This is a genomic window from Acinetobacter sp. YH12063 (assembly GCF_013419715.1).
In the GTDB taxonomy this organism is placed as follows: Bacteria; Pseudomonadota; Gammaproteobacteria; order Pseudomonadales; family Moraxellaceae; genus Acinetobacter; species Acinetobacter amyesii.
Genome location: NZ_VOZO01000017.1, coordinates 1 through 19,174, shown reverse-complemented (window position 1 = coordinate 19,174; position 19,174 = coordinate 1). Strand labels below are relative to the sequence as shown.

Annotated in this window: 18 protein-coding genes and 2 pseudogenes; 10 read left to right on the top strand and 10 right to left on the bottom strand. The window is 39.0% G+C overall.

All coding sequences use genetic code 11. The features are described from left to right. Positions 1–123: 123 nt before the first annotated feature. The 5 genes from FTU12_RS15055 to FTU12_RS15035 all read left to right on the top strand — a co-directional run bounded on the left by FTU12_RS15055 (position 124) and on the right by FTU12_RS15035 (position 4,262). Positions 124–1,068 carry an ABC transporter permease gene (locus FTU12_RS15055; protein WP_106984397.1) on the top strand — a complete coding sequence of 315 codons (945 nt, stop codon included), beginning with the start codon at positions 124–126 and terminating at the stop codon, positions 1,066–1,068. Further along, positions 1,068–1,949, top strand: coding sequence for an ABC transporter ATP-binding protein (locus FTU12_RS15050; protein WP_180114854.1), 882 nt, complete (start codon positions 1,068–1,070; stop codon positions 1,947–1,949). Before FTU12_RS15055 ends, FTU12_RS15050 begins: the two co-directional genes overlap by 1 nt. An 81-nt stretch (positions 1,950–2,030) precedes the next feature. Next, positions 2,031–3,047, top strand: coding sequence for an isopenicillin N synthase family oxygenase (locus FTU12_RS15045; RefSeq protein WP_180114852.1), 1,017 nt, complete (start codon positions 2,031–2,033; stop codon positions 3,045–3,047). Further along, on the top strand, positions 3,044–3,925 hold the full coding sequence (locus tag FTU12_RS15040; RefSeq protein WP_180114850.1) for a hypothetical protein: 882 nt from the start codon (positions 3,044–3,046) through the stop codon (positions 3,923–3,925). The genes FTU12_RS15045 and FTU12_RS15040 overlap by 4 nt, the downstream gene beginning before the upstream one ends. Before the next feature lie 7 nt (positions 3,926–3,932). Then, complete coding sequence (locus tag FTU12_RS15035) at positions 3,933–4,262, top strand: multidrug efflux SMR transporter (RefSeq protein WP_117007380.1); 330 nt, start codon at positions 3,933–3,935, stop codon at positions 4,260–4,262. 140 nt (positions 4,263–4,402) lie between these two features. Here the strand turns inward: FTU12_RS15035 and FTU12_RS15030 are convergent, their stop codons facing one another. The 5 genes from FTU12_RS15030 to FTU12_RS15010 form a co-directional block, all read right to left on the bottom strand. Further along, entirely contained in the window at positions 4,403–5,203 is an 801-nt protein-coding gene (locus tag FTU12_RS15030; protein ID WP_180114848.1) for a sulfite exporter TauE/SafE family protein, read from the bottom strand. A gap of 220 nt (positions 5,204–5,423) precedes the next feature. Further along, positions 5,424–5,918, bottom strand: coding sequence for a flavin reductase (locus tag FTU12_RS15025; protein WP_180114846.1), 495 nt, complete (start codon positions 5,916–5,918; stop codon positions 5,424–5,426). Positions 5,919–6,022: 104 nt separating this feature from the next. Next, on the bottom strand, positions 6,023–7,051 hold the full coding sequence (locus FTU12_RS15020; RefSeq protein WP_180114844.1) for a methionine synthase: 1,029 nt from the start codon (positions 7,049–7,051) through the stop codon (positions 6,023–6,025). A 270-nt stretch (positions 7,052–7,321) separates the two neighbouring features. Further along, entirely contained in the window at positions 7,322–8,311 is a 990-nt protein-coding gene (locus tag FTU12_RS15015) for a putative oxygenase MesX (protein ID WP_180114842.1), read from the bottom strand. Between the two features lie 473 nt (positions 8,312–8,784). Beyond that, entirely contained in the window at positions 8,785–9,672 is an 888-nt protein-coding gene (locus FTU12_RS15010; RefSeq protein ID WP_180114840.1) for an NAD(P)/FAD-dependent oxidoreductase, read from the bottom strand. A 108-nt stretch (positions 9,673–9,780) separates the two neighbouring features. Here FTU12_RS15010 and FTU12_RS15005 point away from each other — a divergent pair, with 108 nt between their 5' ends. Next, complete coding sequence (locus FTU12_RS15005) at positions 9,781–10,221, top strand: Rrf2 family transcriptional regulator (protein ID WP_180011147.1); 441 nt, start codon at positions 9,781–9,783, stop codon at positions 10,219–10,221. Between the two features lie 145 nt (positions 10,222–10,366). Further along, positions 10,367–11,035: an epoxyqueuosine reductase QueH gene (locus tag FTU12_RS15000; protein ID WP_180011145.1), complete on the top strand. Its 669-nt coding sequence runs from the start codon at positions 10,367–10,369 to the stop codon at positions 11,033–11,035. Between the two features lie 97 nt (positions 11,036–11,132). Here the strand turns inward: FTU12_RS15000 and FTU12_RS14995 are convergent, their stop codons facing one another. From FTU12_RS14995 to FTU12_RS14985, 3 genes are read right to left on the bottom strand one after another with little or no spacing between them, the layout of a single operon-like run. Then, entirely contained in the window at positions 11,133–12,155 is a 1,023-nt protein-coding gene (locus FTU12_RS14995; protein ID WP_180008840.1) for an ABC transporter substrate-binding protein, read from the bottom strand. Then, positions 12,152–12,349 (bottom strand): hypothetical protein, encoded by a 198-nt coding sequence (locus tag FTU12_RS14990; RefSeq protein ID WP_168377511.1) that lies wholly within the window; start codon positions 12,347–12,349, stop codon positions 12,152–12,154. Before FTU12_RS14990 ends, FTU12_RS14995 begins: the two co-directional genes overlap by 4 nt. A gap of 11 nt (positions 12,350–12,360) precedes the next feature. Further along, entirely contained in the window at positions 12,361–12,801 is a 441-nt protein-coding gene (locus FTU12_RS14985) for a CopG family ribbon-helix-helix protein (protein ID WP_078190923.1), read from the bottom strand. 447 nt (positions 12,802–13,248) lie between these two features. Between FTU12_RS14985 and FTU12_RS14980 the strand changes: the two genes are divergently transcribed. The 3 genes and pseudogenes from FTU12_RS14980 to FTU12_RS14970 all read left to right on the top strand — a co-directional run bounded on the left by FTU12_RS14980 (position 13,249) and on the right by FTU12_RS14970 (position 18,476). Next, positions 13,249–14,331, top strand: a complete 1,083-nt coding sequence (locus FTU12_RS14980) for a putative zinc-binding metallopeptidase (RefSeq protein ID WP_180114838.1) — start codon at positions 13,249–13,251, stop codon at positions 14,329–14,331. A gap of 190 nt (positions 14,332–14,521) precedes the next feature. After that, positions 14,522–16,487: pseudogene (locus FTU12_RS14975) on the top strand (esterase/lipase family protein). A gap of 87 nt (positions 16,488–16,574) precedes the next feature. Further along, positions 16,575–18,476, top strand: coding sequence for an AAA family ATPase (locus FTU12_RS14970; RefSeq protein WP_180114836.1), 1,902 nt, complete (start codon positions 16,575–16,577; stop codon positions 18,474–18,476). Between the two features lie 29 nt (positions 18,477–18,505). Here the strand turns inward: FTU12_RS14970 and FTU12_RS14965 are convergent, their stop codons facing one another. Then, positions 18,506–18,808 carry a helix-turn-helix domain-containing protein gene (locus FTU12_RS14965; RefSeq protein WP_180041501.1) on the bottom strand — a complete coding sequence of 101 codons (303 nt, stop codon included), beginning with the start codon at positions 18,806–18,808 and terminating at the stop codon, positions 18,506–18,508. Between the two features lies 1 nt (position 18,809). Continuing rightward, positions 18,810–19,046, bottom strand: a pseudogene (locus FTU12_RS14960) (type II toxin-antitoxin system RelE/ParE family toxin); the annotation flags it as partial. Positions 19,047–19,174: the final 128 nt, after the last annotated feature.

The window sequence follows — 19,174 nt, the reverse complement described above, 5'->3', positions numbered from 1 at the left end:
TGCTGTTTATAGCCTATCTAACTTGGCTTAAGTCCAATAAATCACGACATACACGCGTCTGGCATTCAAATTGCTTAACAGTATTACGTTTTATTAAAAAAGTAATATTGGGGCTTGGTCAGTATGGGTTATGTCGCAAGAGAGCTCAGTCCGAAAAGCAAGCTATTGCTCGGCTTCGGATCATTTTTAATTCCTGTGCTTATTTGGTGTGCAGTGAGTTATTTGCCATTTTTATGGCATCCACAGGTGCAAATTACTCAGTCTGGCAGTGTGTCGTATTTGCAAGTCGATAGCCGTGTAGACAAAGCGGTGTTTTATGCCGAAGCGCAATCTGCGGTCAATGCAGGTGCAGAACCACCGCAAGGTAAACTGGTCAATCCAATCTATCTACCTGCACCGCATGAAGTGGCAAAAGCGCTGGTTACGGCCTTTATTACTCCGCCTGCCCAACCTGATGCCCCATGGTTTCATCAAAGCTTATGGCACAGTATTAAAATTGTGTTCAGCGCTTTTTTTATTGCCTCTCTCATCGGTATTCCGTTAGGTATTCTTTGCGGTTTTTCTCAAAAAATATCTCAACTGACCGAACCCTTTGTTGAGTTTTTTCGCTACTTGCCCGCTCCTGCTTTTGGCGCTTTGGCCGTTGCGATTTTAGGCATTAATGATGCACCTAAAATCGCCATTATCGTGATCGGGACGCTATTTCAGCAAATTCTAATTATCGCCAATACCACACGGATGGTTGACCGTGGCTTGATCGAAGCAGGTTTTACGCTGGGTACCAATAAATTGAAAAGCTTATTTCATGTGGTGATTCCGGCGGCGCTTCCTGACATTTACCGTGACTTACGTGTATTGCTAGGGTGGGCTTGGACCTATCTGATCGTATCTGAACTGATCGGCACAACCTCTGGGATTACTTGGTTTATTACCCAACAAGCGCGTTACCAAAACTTTGACAATGTTTATGCCGCGATCCTCATAATTGGGGTGATTGGTTTGGTATGCGATGTGGTGCTAATGAAACTCGGTCAACGTCTATTTAAATGGAAAGCAGGAGCAAAATAATGAACAGCACAGAATTTAATGCCACCACTTATTTCGATGCAATTTATGCGCGCCCTGTCATTTTAGAAGCAAAAAAACTCACACAAAGTTTTAAACACGGCAAGACTGATCGCACTATTTTAAATCAGTTGGATTTAAAGATTCATAAACGTGAATTTATCTGCGTGATTGGCCCATCGGGTTGCGGTAAATCGACCTTTAGCCGAATTGTGGCTGGACTAGACCCATACAGTAGCGGTGAATTGCTGGTCGATGGCCAAGCCATTGAAGGCCCAAGCCCTGAGCGTGGCATGGTGTTTCAAGGCTACACGCTTTTTCCATGGAAAACGGTCAAAGAAAATGTGATGTTTGGCCCTTTAATGAAAGGTGCCAGCAATGCTTCGGCCGAATCCAGCGCCCGCGAATGGATTGATATTATTGGTCTAGAAAAATACCAAGATCAGTACCCGCATCAGCTGTCTGGCGGGATGAAACAGCGCGTTGCTATTGCCCGCGCATTGGTCAATGAACCAAAAATATTATTGATGGATGAGCCGTTTGGCGCGCTTGACCCGCATACCCGTCAAAAAATGCAAAAGCATTTAATGGATCTATGGCAAAACATTGATATCACCATCATTTTTGTGACCCACGATATGGATGAAGCGATTTTATTGGCGGATCGTATTGTGGCGCTCAAAGCCAATCCTGGTGAAATTAAAGAAATTATTGAGGTCGATTTACCCCGTCCTCGTAATCCTGAACTCATGCTGAGTCCTGAATTTAAACAACTGCGCGAACGGGTGGATTTCTTGGTACATGCGCAGGAAGACGAGCTCGACCCTGCATTGGAGAACTTACCGAAAATTCCGCGTATGACCCAAGTCAGTACGCAAAAATAACTGGATTAATCCCTCTTCATCTTTAGGACGGCCTAAATGATGTACGACAGCGTTGGACGGCCAACATTATAGGAGTTGAAGATGAATGAATCTTATGTTTTGCCACTTGTTGATATATCAAAAATGCAAAGCACGGTATTGTCAGAGCGTTTAGAAGTAGCAACCGCTTTGGATCAAGCCTGTAAAGATGTTGGTTTTCTATATTTAAAAGGTGATCAGTTCAATTTTGATTTTGCGACATCACTTATTCAGGTGGCAAAGCGTTATTTTCAACAAGATACCGCCAGTAAAATGCAACACTATATTGGGCTGTCGAAAAATCATAGTGGCTATGTGCCAATTGGTGAAGAACAATTTGCAGGCAACAGCTACGACTTAAAAGAAGCCTATGACGTCAATTATGATTACCACGGCGAAACTACGGCATTTCCTTTGCTTGGCCCTACTTTATGGCCAAATGATGCCACATTTAAAAGTACCGTCAGTGATTATTACTGCCATTTACGCAGTATTAGCGAGCAGATTTTTCAAGCCTTTGCTTTAGCATTGAATGTAGATGAGCATTTTTTTGATCATAAAATTACCCATCCGACCAGCCAACTGCGTCTAATCCATTATCCGTATAACCCTGAAGTGAAAGATGCTGAAGGCATTGGAGCACATACAGACTATGAGTGCTTTACACTGCTCTTGCCGACGGCACCAGGTTTACAAGTATTAAATAAACAAGGTGAATGGATGGATATTCCATTGATTGAAAATACCTTGGTGATGAATATTGGCGACATGATGGAAATTTTGTCGAATGGCAAATATTTGGCCACCAAGCACCGTGTTAAAAAAGTCTCTGAAGAGCGCTACTCTTTTCCTCTTTTCTGTGCATGCAATTACGACACGATCATTGAGCCAGTACATTCTACTGAAGCGCCTAAATATCAGCCCTTAATTGGTGGCGAACATTTATTTAATCAAACCGCGCAAACATTTAGTTATCTCAAAAAACGTATCGCTTCAGGAGAGCTGAGTCTAAGAAATGCTGTGCCTTTGTCATCATTTGGTATGGATGAAAATACAGAAGTACAAGGAGCAAGCGCATGAATCTATTTCAGGCTTTAGCACAGCTTCCAGCCAGCCAAGAGGTTTCAGGTCCTATTCCAGACTATTTGTATGGTGCTTTTCGCCGTAAAAGTATCAGTTTTTCAAATGGTTTAACGGATGAAAAAACCATTGTGTATTGGTTTCAGTCACGTAGTTTCACCATCGATCTACGTTTAAAAAGCCAAGAAAATACGCCAGTAAATGATCGTCAAGGCTGGATTGGCAATACTCTTTGGGATGCTAAAAAACAATTATTGTCTTGGGATGTTAAAGCACACTCAAATTATCAAAATCATGTGCAATGGCCAGAACCAGCCAGACTGCATGCGATTGGCAACTGTATTTTAGAATTCTCTCCAAGCAATGCGTATGTCGAAGACTGGCGTCAGCAAGTTCATGAAGGGCTATTTTTAGGCCTGCGTTTGCAGTCAGCCATCGATGTAGAAAGTCATCAACCCTTGCAGATGGATGGCGGTTTAATTATTTGTGATAAGTATGTGGCCTTTGCACTGAGCCGTTTACCTACAGATCAGCAAACAGTTGCCAGCATCGATATATCATCTGCATCTGCTGGGTATGAAACGGTGATAGAAAGCTTTGAAGTATCCATCGCTATTGATGGTCTGCATAAGTACTACACAACGACTTCCTCTCAGAAAAATCAATCACTTAACTTTGATCATTTTGAAGTTATTGATGAAACACATTTGATGCAAAACGTCATTATTAATGGTCAAGCAGTACAGCTGATGTTCGAGGTGGATATGTATGTTCCAGTTTATGCATTTCAGCGTCGCACTGATACCACGACAGAAAGTACAGATTGGTTACGAAATGAAAAACAGCACCTCTTGCACCATGCAATAGAATGTCTATAGGAAATCAATGTCGTTTATATATTTGCTCATTGCAATCATTGCCGAAGTGATTGCTACATCCGCCTTAAAAGCCAGTAATGGCTTTACTGAACTAGTACCGATTATTTTTACCGTGTTGGGCTATGCCATTGCGCTCTTTTTTTTAGGTTTGACCTTTAAATCAATTCCTATGGGATTGGCCTACGCCATGTGGTCAGCTGCAGGCATTGTGCTTATTTCATGCGTGGGCTGGGTTGTGTTTAAACAAAATTTAGACCTACCAGCCATGATTGGTTTGGCCTTTATTTTATTAGGCATTGTGATTATCAATGTTTTTTCTAAAAGCACAGAGCTTTGAAATGTCAGTTTTAAAATGAAGTTTTTAAATAATATTTCTGAAATTTTAAAGACTTAAATTGCTATAGATAAAAATGCTCTAGCTTGCTGTTGCACACTAGAGCATACGTTTCGAATGAATTAACTGTGATTAGTCGGCTTCTATAAAATGCCTTTCACTAGAAAAAAGCATCCAACAATACACAACAGCACAGCAAAACATTTTTTCAGTACTGCTGGTGAAAGCGCATGCGCAGTTTTCGCGCCATATTTAGCCGTAAAGAAACTCATCACACTAATGCCCAAAAAGGCATAAATATGAATAAAGCCAATGGTATTTGGAATTTCAACATGCTGCTGCATGCCAAAGATCATAAAGCCCAACGCACCTGCAATGGCAATGGGTAAACCGCAAGCGGCAGACGTCCCGACCGCTTTTTGCATCACCACGCCATTTGCCGTTAAATACGGCACTGTAATACTGCCACCGCCAATCCCGAAGATGGCAGATGCAACGCCGATACCCGAACCTGCCGCAATTTGCTTGCCTGTAGATGGCAGTGTTTTATTTGGATCGACTGGCTTTTTTGCACCCATAAACATGGTATAAGCCACCCAAAGTAAAAACACACCGACAATCATTTGCAGATGCAAACCTGACAGCCAGCCTGCAATCCCAGCACCAGCAAAACAGCCAATCGCCATAGGTGGGGCTAAATTTTTAAATACAGGCCAAATCACAGCGCCATTTTTATTGTGCGCCATTAAGGAGCTGATCGATGTCACCACAATCGTAGCCAAAGATGTACCAAGCGCCAAATGCATAATCACATCAGGGCTATAGCCCATTTGGCTAAAAACAATATAGAGCAATGGCACAATGATGGTGCCACCACCGACACCAAACAGCCCTGCAGCAAAACCAGCAAATGCACCAATAATTAAGAAAGTAATGAGTTCCACAATATACCGATTTAAAATGAAGAGAAATCTTGTATAAATCAAATATGTACTATCATTCGGTGAATAATGAATGTTCCCTCTCCTTTTTTAAAGGATGAGGAACATGCTCCTCATCACAAAGGGAGAAGCAACTTTTAGTTACTCATTTAAAATCACATTCTGAATGTTTTTTGACTTTGGCAAGAAATCTAATATTGATTAAAAATAATTTACGAAGTGATTAAGCCAACTCCACTTGACCCACAGCATGATAATCACGGTTGAAATACACCAAGCTTTCCTCCTGCTGACTTTGCTTGATTGCGACCACACGGCACATAAACACGCTGTGCGTACCCACTTCTTGAATCTGTTCAATCTGACAGTCAAAACTGACCAAAGCATCTTTGAGTATTGGTGAACCTGTTTCTAATGTGGTCCAAGAACCCAATTTAAAACGCTCTTCCGAATTGAATTTGCTTGAAGCAAAAGCATTGGAAATTTGCTCATGCTGTGCGCCTAAAACATTAACAGACAGAACTTTATTTTCAAGAAAATGCGCATGAGAACGAGATGATTGATTCATACAAACCAGCAAAGTTGGCGGTGTATCTGTCACACTGCATACTGCTGATGCTGTAAATCCATGCATGCCTGCTTCACCCTCAGTCGTAATCACGTTGACTGCAGTCGTCAATAAAGACATTGCATTTCTAAAATCAGTTGCTTCAATCATCTCTTCAATCTCAATGGTCTATATGGCTTATCTCTTTCTCAGGTTTGGGCAATAGCAAATTTAATTTCCTTATTGCCCTTACATGAAATTGAGTCAGCTCGAATTTATGCGGTCAATTCTTGGCGAATAATGGCAGCGCCTGCGCTTAGCGCATTTAGTTTGCCTTGCGCCACTTGGCGAGGTAAAGGCGCCATACCGCAGTTCGTTGAAGGATATAGTTTGTCAGCATCTACAAACTGAAGTGCTTTGCGTAATGTATTTGCTACTTCTTCTGCTGTTTCAACCTGATTGGTTGCTACATCAATTGCGCCAACCATGACTTTTTTGCCGCGGATGAGTTCAATCAAATCCATAGGTACACGAGAGTTTTGGCATTCTAGCGAGATGATATCCAGCTTCGATTGCTGCAGTTTCGGGAATGATTCTTCGTATTGGCGCCATTCATTACCTAGAGTCTGTTTCCAATCGGTATTGGCTTTAATGCCATAACCATAACAAATATGTACAGCAGTTTCGCATTTCAAACCTTCAAGCGCACGCTCTAAGGTCGCAATACCCCAGTCATTGACTTCATCAAAAAATACGTTAAACGCAGGCTCATCAAATTGAATAATGTCCACGCCTGCCGCTTCAAGCTCTAACGCTTCTTGATTCAGGATTTTAGCAAATTCCCAAGCCAATTTTTCACGGCTTTTGTAGTGACCATCATACAAGGTATCAATCATCGTCATCGGGCCGGGCAGTGCCCATTTGATCGGCTGATTGGTTTGGCTACGTAGGAATTTTGCATCATCCACAAACACTGCTTTCTTACGAGATACTTCACCAACCACAGACGGTACACTTGCATCATAACGATTACGAATACGCATCGTTTCACGCTTTTCGAAATCTACCCCTTCAAGATGTTCAATAAATGTGGTCACAAAATGCTGACGGGTTTGTTCACCATCGCTAACAATGTCAATGCCTGCATGGATTTGTTCATGCAAAGATAATTTCAATGCATCACATTTTGCATCTAATAATTCTTCGCCTTCAAGCTTCCATGCTGACCACAATTTTTCAGGTTCAGCTAGCCAAGACGGTTTAGGTAAGCTGCCAGCAGTTGAAGTTGGGAGTAAAATGGCCATATTCGATCTTCTATCTCTATATTCTAAATTTTGCAAAAACCAAAAAGTTATCAGTTGATTATTAAATTCATATTGAAAGTCCCTTCTCCCTATGGGATGAGGAGCATACTCCGCAAGAGGATGAGGGAGCATTTCATATAAATCCTCTCCCTAACCCTCTCCTTAAAAGGAGAGGGAAATTTCTTTATGAAATAAATATTGATCACAAATTAACTGATGCATGAAACATATTCTTTAAAACAGCTGCTTTAAATCACTCATGATTTAAAATTAAGCTGCGTCTGCATTTTCAATACTAAAATTAGCCGCCCACTCATTCAGAATGTCTTTATATGGCTGGATAAAGTTCTCTTCTGTCCATTTGCCCTGTTTAACCGCCAACTGACCACGTTCAACACGGTCATACACAATACGAGTTAATGAGTAATCGCCAAAGCTTAAGCTTGGTTGATACACTAAACCTGCTGTCGCATTGGTATTGTAAATTTCAGGACGGTAGATTTTTTGGAAGCTTTCCATGGTGCTGATCGCGCTGATCAGTTCGAAATCTGTATAGTCGCTCAGCAAGTTATTTGCTGAATAAAATGCCAATGGCGCAGTCGCATTTTCAGGTTTGAAGTAACGAACGCTTAAGCCCATTTTTGCAAAATAATCATCGGTACGTGAATAGTCATCATTAGTGTATTCCACACCTAAGATCGGATGCACATTTGCAGTACGGTAATAGGTTTTTGTCGTTGAAACACTTAAACAGATGACAGGCTGTTTTTTAAATTCAGCTTTGAATACCTCTGAATTGATCAAGTGTTGATACAGCTTGCCATGTAAATCGCCAAAATCTTCTGGTTTTTCATTGAACTTGCAACCGAGTGCTGGCAATACTACGCTGAAGTCATAGTCACGTACATACGATGAAAAACTGTTGCCGATCATGCCTTCAATGCGTTCATTGGTCTTATGGTCGATGATGGTGCTTTTTAAAGTTTCAATAAACGGGAAAGTTTGACCATTGCCTTCTACATCCAGCTCCGCAGAAATGATGTCAATTTCAAGTGAATAACGGTCAGCATTTGGGTTATCACAGCTGGCCAAAGTGTTGAAGCGGTTATTAATCATTGCCAAGGTACGGCGCAAATTTTCTTCACGGTGCTCACCGCGCGCCAAGTTAGCAAAATTCGTTGTTAGACGTGTATTGTCAGCTGGTTTATAGTTTTCATCAAAGCGGATTCGTTTGATTGAACATGCAAATTTATTACTCATGGAGATTCACGACCCTAAAATTAAAATAATCAAAATTTCTGTATGGAGTAATTTATACGTGAATCTTAAGATGAATAAAAATGATTTAACCTAAATACAAAGTGAATAAAATTCATGTTTAGCAATTTTATAAGATGAATCTATTTCAATTTAGCTCAATGCGCGCACTATAAAACTGACTAACCCGTAGAATAAACTTAAATTAACCTTTGTATAAACAATACTTTATGATTTTATTAAATGCATATTCATATCAGCATTCTGCTGATTTTTTGATGTTTAAATGAAGCTGATTGATAAGAATGTCCACTTTTAGAATGTGGCTATTTATTATTCTAAGTGAATTAAACTCAGCTTAAACTGAGAAAAGATCAAATCATTAACTGGATTTTCATTTCTTATATTTAGGTACAAGTACCCAAATTTATCATTTAGATACTTGCCCTATATTTGTAAATTGCTCTGTCAACACTTTAAAAAATAAAAGATTTATGCACGACAATCCCCGTCATTGCCCCATCACCTACGGATAAAGCAACTGAACCGCCTGAACGTGTGACATCACCACAAGCATAAATTCCTTTGACATTTGTTTCTTTTGCTGGCGAAGTTTTAATGGCCTCGCCATATTCATTACAGTCGATTTCTAAACCTAAATGATGAATCCAGTTCGATTGCAGACGAGTAACAGTCGAAACAAATAAGCCATTCAATTTAATTCGTTCACCATCTGCCATTACAACGTCACAATGACCTTCAATATGGTCAATTTTACGCGTTTCGATCTGTATTTGACGTTTAGAAAGCTTCGCTAATAACTCATTATCCAATTGATCTACTGCAATTGCATCATTTAAAAATAAAGTAGTATTGCCCCAATCTGGCAACATCAACGCCATGTGCAATGAATGCATACCCGAAGCCAACATACCAATTTCACCTAAATTCAGTTCATAGCCATCACAATATGGGCAGTGATAAATAGATTTCCCCCAACGTTCGGCCAAACCATCAACTTGAGGCAATTCGTCACGTACGCCAGTCGCAATAATCATTTTTTCAGCTTGAATGTGCTGATCACCTGCGATAACTGAATATTTTCCATCAACCGCTTTTACATCTGTAACAGTTTCAGCAAGCCATGAAATCGTTGAATACTTTTCTAATTGTGCTTTAGCGTCTTCTGCAATAGCACTTGGGGAACGGCCATCTTGGGTTAAAAAATTATGTGAATGTTCGGCAAAACGATTACGGCGTTGCCCTGCATCAATAATTAAAATACGGCGACGTGCACGTGCTAAAGGTAAAGCCGCAGAAAGCCCTGCATAACTACCGCCAATAATCACAACTTCATAATTCATGTTCATAACGCCCTATATGTAACTTTTAAAGTTACTATATCATTTAATATGCGTATAAGAAACTTTTAATGTTACAATCTATAAATTCCCCCAATAATCTATTTCCTCATGCGTAAAGACAGTAAACTTTCACGAATGCTACATGTCCTGTTGCATATGGCACGTGAAAATAAGCCTTTCACTTCAGATCAGATTGCCGAAATGCTGGAAACAAACCCTGTTGTGGTGCGTAGAACCATGTCTGGCTTAAAAAAACATGGATTTGTTGATTCTGAAAAAGGCCCAGGTGGCGGCTGGAGTCTAATTAAACCCCTGCATGACATTTCGCTGTATGACATTTACCTTGCTGTCGGTGAACCTTCTATTTTCGCCATTGGCAATGAAAATATGCAGCCAGACTGCTTGGTAGAACTGGTGGTCAATCGGGCACTTGATCATGCCTTTTTTGAAGCGCAAGAAGTGCTGATTAAAAACCTTAAAGCAACTCAATTAGACCAATTGGCACATGATTTTCAAATTGAATGGAATCAGCAGATGAACGTGAAATAAAACAAATAGATCTTTAAATTTGTTTCAATTTTAAGTCACTGTACTGAATCTGACTCAGCTCAAACTTAGAAATAATCAGCATATTCGAGCTTTGAAAGGTACATGAATCGCTAAAATATAAGGTTTATATTTATACCTTATTATTATGTCAAACAAACTTGAACGTCAGAAACTGACTCTCCCAGCAGGTCATGACAAACTTTTATTACACTCTTGCTGCGCGCCCTGTTCTGGCGAAGTCATGGAAACATTAATTGAATCTGGTATTGATTTTTCGATCTTTTTTTACAATCCCAATATTCATCCAGTTAAAGAATATGAAATCCGCAAAGAAGAAAATATCCGCTTTGCAGAAAAACACAACATTCCGTTTATCGACTGTGATTACGACACTGACAACTGGTTTGAACGCGCCAAAGGCATGGAAAATGAACCTGAGAAAGGCCTCCGCTGTACCATGTGTTTTGATATGCGCTTTGAACGTACTGCATTATATGCGGCAGAACATGGCTTTAGCCTAATCAGCAGTTCATTGGGTATTTCACGCTGGAAAAATATGCAGCAGATTAATGACTGCGGGCATCGTTCAGCTTCACATTATGACGGAATAACCTATTGGGACTATAACTGGCGTAAAAATGGCGGTGCTGTGCGTATGCTGGAAATCAGTAAAAAAGAAGAATTTTATCAGCAGGAATACTGCGGCTGTGTGTATTCACTGCGCGATACCAACCGCTGGCGTATGAGCCAAGGCCGTGACCGAATCAAATTGGGTGTGAAGTTTTATTCCAATGCGATGGATGAAGAAGCTTGAGTTCTGCCCTTCGTTATTTTTTTATGGATATTAATTTGATGTTGTTAAGCCCTGAAATTTTTACATCATTCAGGGCTTTTTTTAGCTATATTTCAACTTATTTCAGTTCTTCAACCAACGTTGGATAGATTGATCCATCGACATCCATTTCGGTTTTATAAATGCCATTGGCAACATTAAATTTGTTCACGTGATAACTCGAGCCATAAAGTGAATCAAATCCTGTACCTTTTTTAAAGACTTGTTTATTGGCAGCCAAGTCCAATAAATGTGTGCCTCCAATAAACTGTTCATATTGTGCAGGGTCAACACCAACTCGGGTTGACATGATTTTCACTGCATCGGCATGCGTTGCAGGGTCGTTGATGTATTTAACCGTTTTATCCCAAACTTGAATGATTTTTTTCCATTCTTCTTTGTTGGCAGATAAATGCGTCATGTTGACGGTTAATGTGTCGTAAATCAGACCGGGTTTATCTTTCGATGTATAAATGATTTTAGAACCTGCTACCGCTTTCAAAGCTTGATTTGCGACCGGTTGCCACACGGCAATCGCTGCAATATCAGGACTTGCAAATACTTGTGGCAGCTCATTGGTCATGGTGTTGACCAACTTCACTTCAGAAGCTTGAATTTTTGCATCATCCAAAGCCGTCGCTAAAAGCAAATGATCAACCAAGCCTTTTTCAGTCGCGACACTTTTTCCTTTTAAATCGGCAAGGCTATTGACGCCATCTTTAGCAATGATGACATCATTACCCGCAGAATAGTCCGTCGCCATAATCATGACGCCTTTCGTGCCGCCAGAACCCGTGACTAAGTTGTCGCCATTGGTGACCAAAACAGCATCCAACTGATTAGCCGCAAATGCAGATAATGAAGCTGAATAATCAAACCATTTAAAGTCCACATTGACACCGGCTTCTTTCAACCAGCCTTTTTCAATAGCAACTTGCCATGCGACAAAACCAGGCCAGTCGCTATAGCCAATTGTGATGGCTTTTGTATTGACAGTGCCTTCTGCCTGAGCATTTGGTTCAGGTGTTTTGGCCGTATTGTCACAACCACCTAGTAAGATGGCGGTCAAAACGGATGCAGATAAGCAGGCTTTTTTGATCATAGTGCGATTTCCCCGATGGCATTACAGTTAAATTTGGTATTGGTGTACAAAAACGATGGTGTATTCGGATTGCTGACAGATTGAGCATTGTGCTTTGCACGATTTGGTCTTTGGTTACCTGCATTAGCATGTGCTTGCTGTTGGTCTGTGATTCGGTCTTTAAACTGACCTTGCGATCGATATAATTGGCCCATTTTAAAACTCCTTAATTCTTTGCATTTTGCGGAATTGGCGGCATTACAGCGTCCATCAACTCCAAATGTCCTTTAATCACACCTTTAAGTGCTGAAAAATGCTGACTGATGACTTTTAGCTCTGAACTAACGCCTTGCAGAATCATGACTTCTAAAATTTTGTGGTCATCAAGCTGAATATGCAGCGAGCTCACCACTTGTTCTAAAAACTGCTGCTGTAAATCTAAAAGCTGAATACGTAGCGCCGTACTACTTGCGTCATAAAGTAAGGTAAACGTGCCAACCATCACTTCGTTGCGCTGCTCCTGATCGGCAATCAGATGCTTATTGATCATGTCGACAATGGCCTGAGAACGGCTTTCATAATGCTGATCGACAATTTTTTGATCCAAAGCATCGACTGTTTTTTCAGGCACTGTAATACTGATACGCGCCAGCTTTTGTTTAGGCACTGTTTTTCCTTATTTTTTTTGCTGAATATAGAAACCCGCACGGGTGCTCAGTAGTTCAATAAATAAATGCTTTAATTGATGCAGAAATGTTGCAGATTGATGGCGGTTCATATGCATCTCCTGTTTAAGTAATACAAAATATTTATTTCGTAATATCGATAGAAATGCAGAATCTGTGCCAAGTGAGAAATACAAAAAATGATCGATTTTTTGGACTTTTAACTTTCTTATAGATTTTATTGTTCATCATTTGTGCAACAAGTGCACTCATAGCGACTCATTTGCACTATTGCTGCGATGTATTATTTGATGAAAGACTATTTCTAAAGGTCGTTGTTCTTAAGCAAGAGCATTGACCGACATGCAACAAACTCGAAGTTCAATTTATTTCATCAACATTGAACATCATTTATACTGATTGATCATTCTATTCATCACTCAACGCCTATGAAGTATTTCAGCTGCGCGGTATGTTCTAACCAAATCTTTTTTGCCAATTCACACTGTGTCAATTGTCAGACTGCGCTGGGTTATATTGCCTCTGAAAAGCAAATGGGCTGTTTTGAAAAGCACAGCAGTAAGTTATGGCTTGCCTTAAATCCTGAAATAAAGGGAAAGCGCTTTAAACCTTGTCATAATTATCAGCATCATCAGGTATGTAACTGGATGGTGCCTGCTGACAGTGAGGAAATTTATTGTGAGTCTTGCCTGCTCACGCACACCATTCCCAACTTAGATAACCCAGACCATATTGTGTACTGGGCACGATTGGAACATGCCAAAAGGCGTTTTTTGTATTTAATGCAGCAGCTCAATACCATGCCGCGTCCTAAACGCAGCCAAGATGACCGTTTTGGACTTCGTTTTGATTTTCTGATGCCAACAGAAAATACACCTGTTATGACCGGTCATGCCAATGGAGTTATTACCTTGAATGCCAGTGAAGCAGATGTGATTTACCGCGAAACAACGCGTATAAAAATGGGTGAAAACTACCGTACACTTCTAGGTCATTTTAGACATGAAAGCGGTCATTATTATTTTGATTTGATCAAACATTTACACCCTGAACTGATTGAGGAATTTCGAGAACTGTTTGGTGATGAACGACAAGATTATAGTGAAGCTTTGAAACGTCATTATAATGACGGTGCTCCGCAAAATTGGGCGGATTACTATGTTAGTTCCTATGCCAGTACGCATCCTTGGGAAGATTGGGCGGAAACATGGGCGCATTATTTGCACATGATGGACACTCTTGAAACCGCCTACTATGCAGGATTAGTGGTCAAAACCAATAAGTCAGATTTGAATAATTTAGAACTGAAAGAGAACCCGATTGGCGCTCAGGATTTTGACCTATTGCTGCAACACTGGATGACCTTGACCTTTAATTTAAATGCGTTGAACCGCAGCATGGGCTTAGATGATGCTTATCCATTTACGTTGTCGAATCCGGTATTGGATAAACTTAGATTCATTCATCATAAATTGCTCAATATGACCTTAAAAAATCAGCAGCACAATTAGATTAAATTTAACACGTGACAGTGTTTGAATCTCAAATCAACTTTTCGGTATCACAGCATTCGAACATTAGCTTAGTTAGAAAGGATACATACGTAGTAATTTTCTAGGATTGAGCGCTGTAACACCTGCCCTATTTTTACTATTTTATAAAGGTTAAAATAACAAAAAATAGATGCCTGTGACCTTTCCAATGATGCCTTTCACGCATTTACCCGCTCGTTTTATGTGTATCATCAGCCTGAGTTTGCTTAGTGGATGCCAATTGGTCAAATTACAAGAAAATCAACTCAGTGCGTCACTAAATAATAAAACAGATAGCATATTAACCCATCAGAAGCTCAGTACATTTAGCCATCAAATCCTGTTAATGGTGAATGAAAGCGACCAATCTTGTTTAAATGCGCTTGAAAGCTGTATTCACAAAATGCGTAATAATGAAACTTTAGATATTGCTCAAGTCTATGCAGCAGCAAGTGAGCTGTACATGGCACGTGCTTTAAGCGCCGATCAAAATCCACAATGCAAAAAAAGCTTAAAACAACACAGCGGAAAACTCGCATCAAGCAAAATAAAAATGTGTATGGATCAACAGCTTGCAGACTTTGATTTCAGTCTGCGCTACAGCTATGTCTATCTATTTAAATCCGCTCAAGCCCCTGAAGAACGCTTATTTGATTTGCGTCAGGGACAAGTCCGCACCTTTTATAATGTGGCTTTATCACGTTTAATCACCTCATCATTCACCCGTTTTGACTATCAGCAAATGCCTGAAAGTTTAATGTTAGGTTCATCACTTTATCATTTTAACTATGAACATTATCCTGAAATCAAAAATGCGGACATTGATAAATTACTGTCGAGCTATAATTTTAATTTTTCAGGCTTAAAAACCATTAACCGTCAGGAAGGAATTGGTTCTGAATTTGTCTTAGTCAAAAAAGCCACGGATCTGTCTGCTGCGCAGCCTTTTGTATTAGATCCTGAACAATATTATTCAAATAAACCCAACCCCAATATCCATACAGCACGCTATTTATCAGTCAGTGCGATAGCAGAGCCTGCCAAGACCATTAGCAGCATTAGTGAAATTTTGTCGCCGCAATCAGACTTTAAAGTTGAATTATTTAATCCCTATCAATTTAAAAAGGCAAAAATTGAATCTCAGCCCTATACACTAACAGCCAATTATTCTGTGCCTTATGGTCTTTGGTTAGCCGAAAATAAATTAGGACGATCTGGCTATTGGACACTTCTGAATAAAGAAGAACATTTGCGCATGCCACATGTGTTTATGTTAGAGCCGTATCAACCCAATAAAAATGATTATTGTCATGGTTCACGGATTAGCCAGCAGTCCTGAAACGTGGATCGGCCTGACCAATAACATTATGGGTGATCAAAAACTACGTGATCATTACCAAGTTTGGCAAGTGTTTTACTCAACCAATATGCCAATATTTGAGAGTCGTTTTCAAATCAATGCTTTACTTAAACAGGCATTTGCAACTGTTCAGCCCAATACGCCTTCGGCTCAAGATGCTGTCATTATCGGACATAGTATGGGCGGCATCATCAGTCGTTTATTGGTTAGTGATGCAGATATTTCCGCTCAAGCTATTCCACTCATGAACTATGAACAAAATACACAGTTACAACGTCATCCAATTATCCGCGATCGTTTTGTCTTTAAAGCATTGAAGCCAGTTAGTCGTGCAATTTTCATTGCCGCACCGCATCATGGTACTGACTATGCAGACCGCTGGTTTACCAATTTGGCGAAAAAAATCGTGGTATTGCCTTTAAGTTTTTTAAATGATGTCAATGTTGAAATCCCGAATGCAAAAAATTCAACTATGGGCCTGATTAAGTCTGGGCCGGCAGATTTAAGTCAACAATCACGTTTTATGCTGTTGACCGCAGACATCATGCCAAATAAAGATATTCCTTATCATTCTATTATGGGGAATCAGACGCAAAGTACTGAACCGAGCAAAATGTCGGATGGCATTGTTCCCTATACAAGTTCTCATTTAGATGGCGCGGTGTCTGAAAAGATATTCAATGGTGGACATTCAATTCATGAGTCTGCGGATGCCATTTTAGAATTGCGACGCATTTTGAGAGAGCATTTGGACAATGAAGCGTTGAATCAATAACGATAAAATTGCTTTATGTATTTATAAATTATCTTTTAAAAGCAGTGTTTTATTGCTAAATTAGCTCCTATATTTAGGGGATTTTTTATGACAGAAAAATTATATTATTGGGCTGAAAATTTAGACAATTATAGTTCTGACAATGATACTGACACAGATAATAAAGAAGTTATAGAAATTAAACGACTTAATTTTTTTATTGGTAAAAATAATGCAGGAAAAAGTAGATTTTTAAGAAATCTGTTTATTAGTAACTACCCTAGTGGCTTTTATAATTTTCCTGAACTATTAAAAAATTTAAAAATCTTAAAGTCCCGTCTACCAAAATTAGAGGCAGAATTCGTACTTAGTTCGAGTTATTCAAATTTAAAACATAATTTCAAAGATTTGATTCGAGATTTAGAAGAAAATAAAGTTAGTCAGTTGGTGTATCTAAATTCGTCTATTAAAGGATATATAGAAAGAGATGCCAAAATAAGAGGATGCTTTGAAGACTATAGTCTTTTCGAAATAACTGATGATCAAGTTACTAAAATTTCAAAAGTTTTCCAAAACCGATTTTATATACCAATCCTACGAGGTATGCGCCCCGTCACAGAACAACAAAATAGACAGCCTTATATTGAGCGTGCTCAAAAAGACTATTTTTTAGATAAAAGCAAATTCGATTCCAAAAATATTATTACTGGTGAATGTCTATATTATGAACTCAAAGTCCATTTATTAGGTGAACCTGAGCAACGTGAACTAATTAAAGATTATGAAGAAAAATTAAGTCAGTATTTTTTTGACAATGAGACTGTTTCACTTATCCCTAAGCATGATCAAGATGTTGTAAATATTAAAATTGGTAAAGATCAACAATTCCCTATTTCACAGTTGGGTGATGGCTTACAACAAGCAATTATCTTAACTTATGAAGCTTATATAAAAAGTAAAGACAACGCAGGAAATACCGAAGCACATGCCTTCTTTATAGAAGAACCTGAATTGCACATGCATGCTGGTATGGTTCGTCAACTGATGAATTTTTACTTAAACGAAACACCTCATTATTATTTCTTTACTACACACTCAAACCATCTTTTAGATATGGCAGATGAATCAGACCAAGTCATGATTCAAAAATTTGTGAAACAACCTAAAGAAGAAGCTCCTACTAAATTTGATTTTAAAATTTTCCGTTGTGACCGAGATCGAGACTTACTTGCTTCATTAGGTGTGCGCCCTTCTTCGGTTTATTTAGCCAACTGTACGATTTGGGTTGAAGGCATTACGGATCGGCTTTATATCACTAAATATATGGAAAAATATTTATCTGAATTAGAAAACTCAGATGAAAAGCTTTATAAAAATTATCGTCGTTTCATGCCTAATTATCACTACGCTTTCGTAGAATATGCGGGTAGTAATTTATCTCATTGGTCTTTTGATGATGATTATCCTAAAACACGGGAAGAAAGAATCGAATTTTTAAAGCAAGACCGTGGTCAAAGTGCAACTGCAGTTGCAAGTGACATGCTATTAATTGCTGATGGCGACATACAAAAAAATTCTGAAAAAATAAAGTTATTAAGAAAGGAATTAAATAAAGAAAATTTAATTATTTTGGACTGTAAAGAAACTGAAAATACTTTACCTAAAGATTCTATTCTTCGAGTTGCAAAAGCAAAGTTTCCTCGACTTAAAAATGTAAAACAGAGTTATGATATTTCTTTGATAGATGGTATTACAGAAGATAATTATTTCGATAATAACCTATATGGCATTGGTCGATTGCTTGATGAAAAAATCAAAAAATCCACCTCCTCTACTACTAAAACAGCTTTTGCAGATGGCATGGGCGTAGGTACAATTAAAGATAAATTAAAATTCTGCCGAGAAATTATTAAAGATTTTGATGAGTATCCTGATTGGGAATTAACACCTAAAGCTAGAGAATTATGTAAGAAAATTTTTAATCATATTAAAAAGTGTAATTCAAATTAGAAAAAGACCGCCTAAGCGGTCTTTTTTAATTAAACATTAAACCCGATATGTTTACCTGTAGGCAATTCGACATCAATACGAAGTTTTCCCCCCATTGCTTCTACATATTTTTTCATGGTTGATATTTTTAAATCATTACCACGGTTTTCGATTGCAGAAAGCGAAGGCTGTTTAATCCCTAAAGTTTCTGCTAATTCTTTTTGAGACATTTCCAACTCTTCACGAATCATGTGAAGATGCTGTTCAAGCATCAGTTCTTCTGCCATTTGCTGAATACGAGCTTGGCTTTCAGCAGAGCGAGCTGCCAATAACTCTTGTAAACTTTTTGCCATGTTAGGAATCTCCTAAACTCTTTAAATGCAAAGTGTATTGCTCATCTGCAATTGCCAGCATTTCTGTATAAAAACGCTTTTTACCGCTTTTATCACCAATGCATAACACAATCGCTTGTCTTAATGGATCAAAAGCAAAGAAAGCTCGAATTGGTTTGCCACGGTGTTGCACACGAAGTTCTTTCATATTGGGATATTTAGAATCATATACAGTGTCCACCAAAGGTCGACCTAAGCTTAGAGGTGGTTCCACTTGTTTGAACAACTAAAAGCGTATTTATAAGTGATATTCCGCTCTAGTTAAGCCACCTTGTTTTGTTGGGGTAGCTGATCATAGTAAAACTCATTTGGTGTCATTTTGTCTAG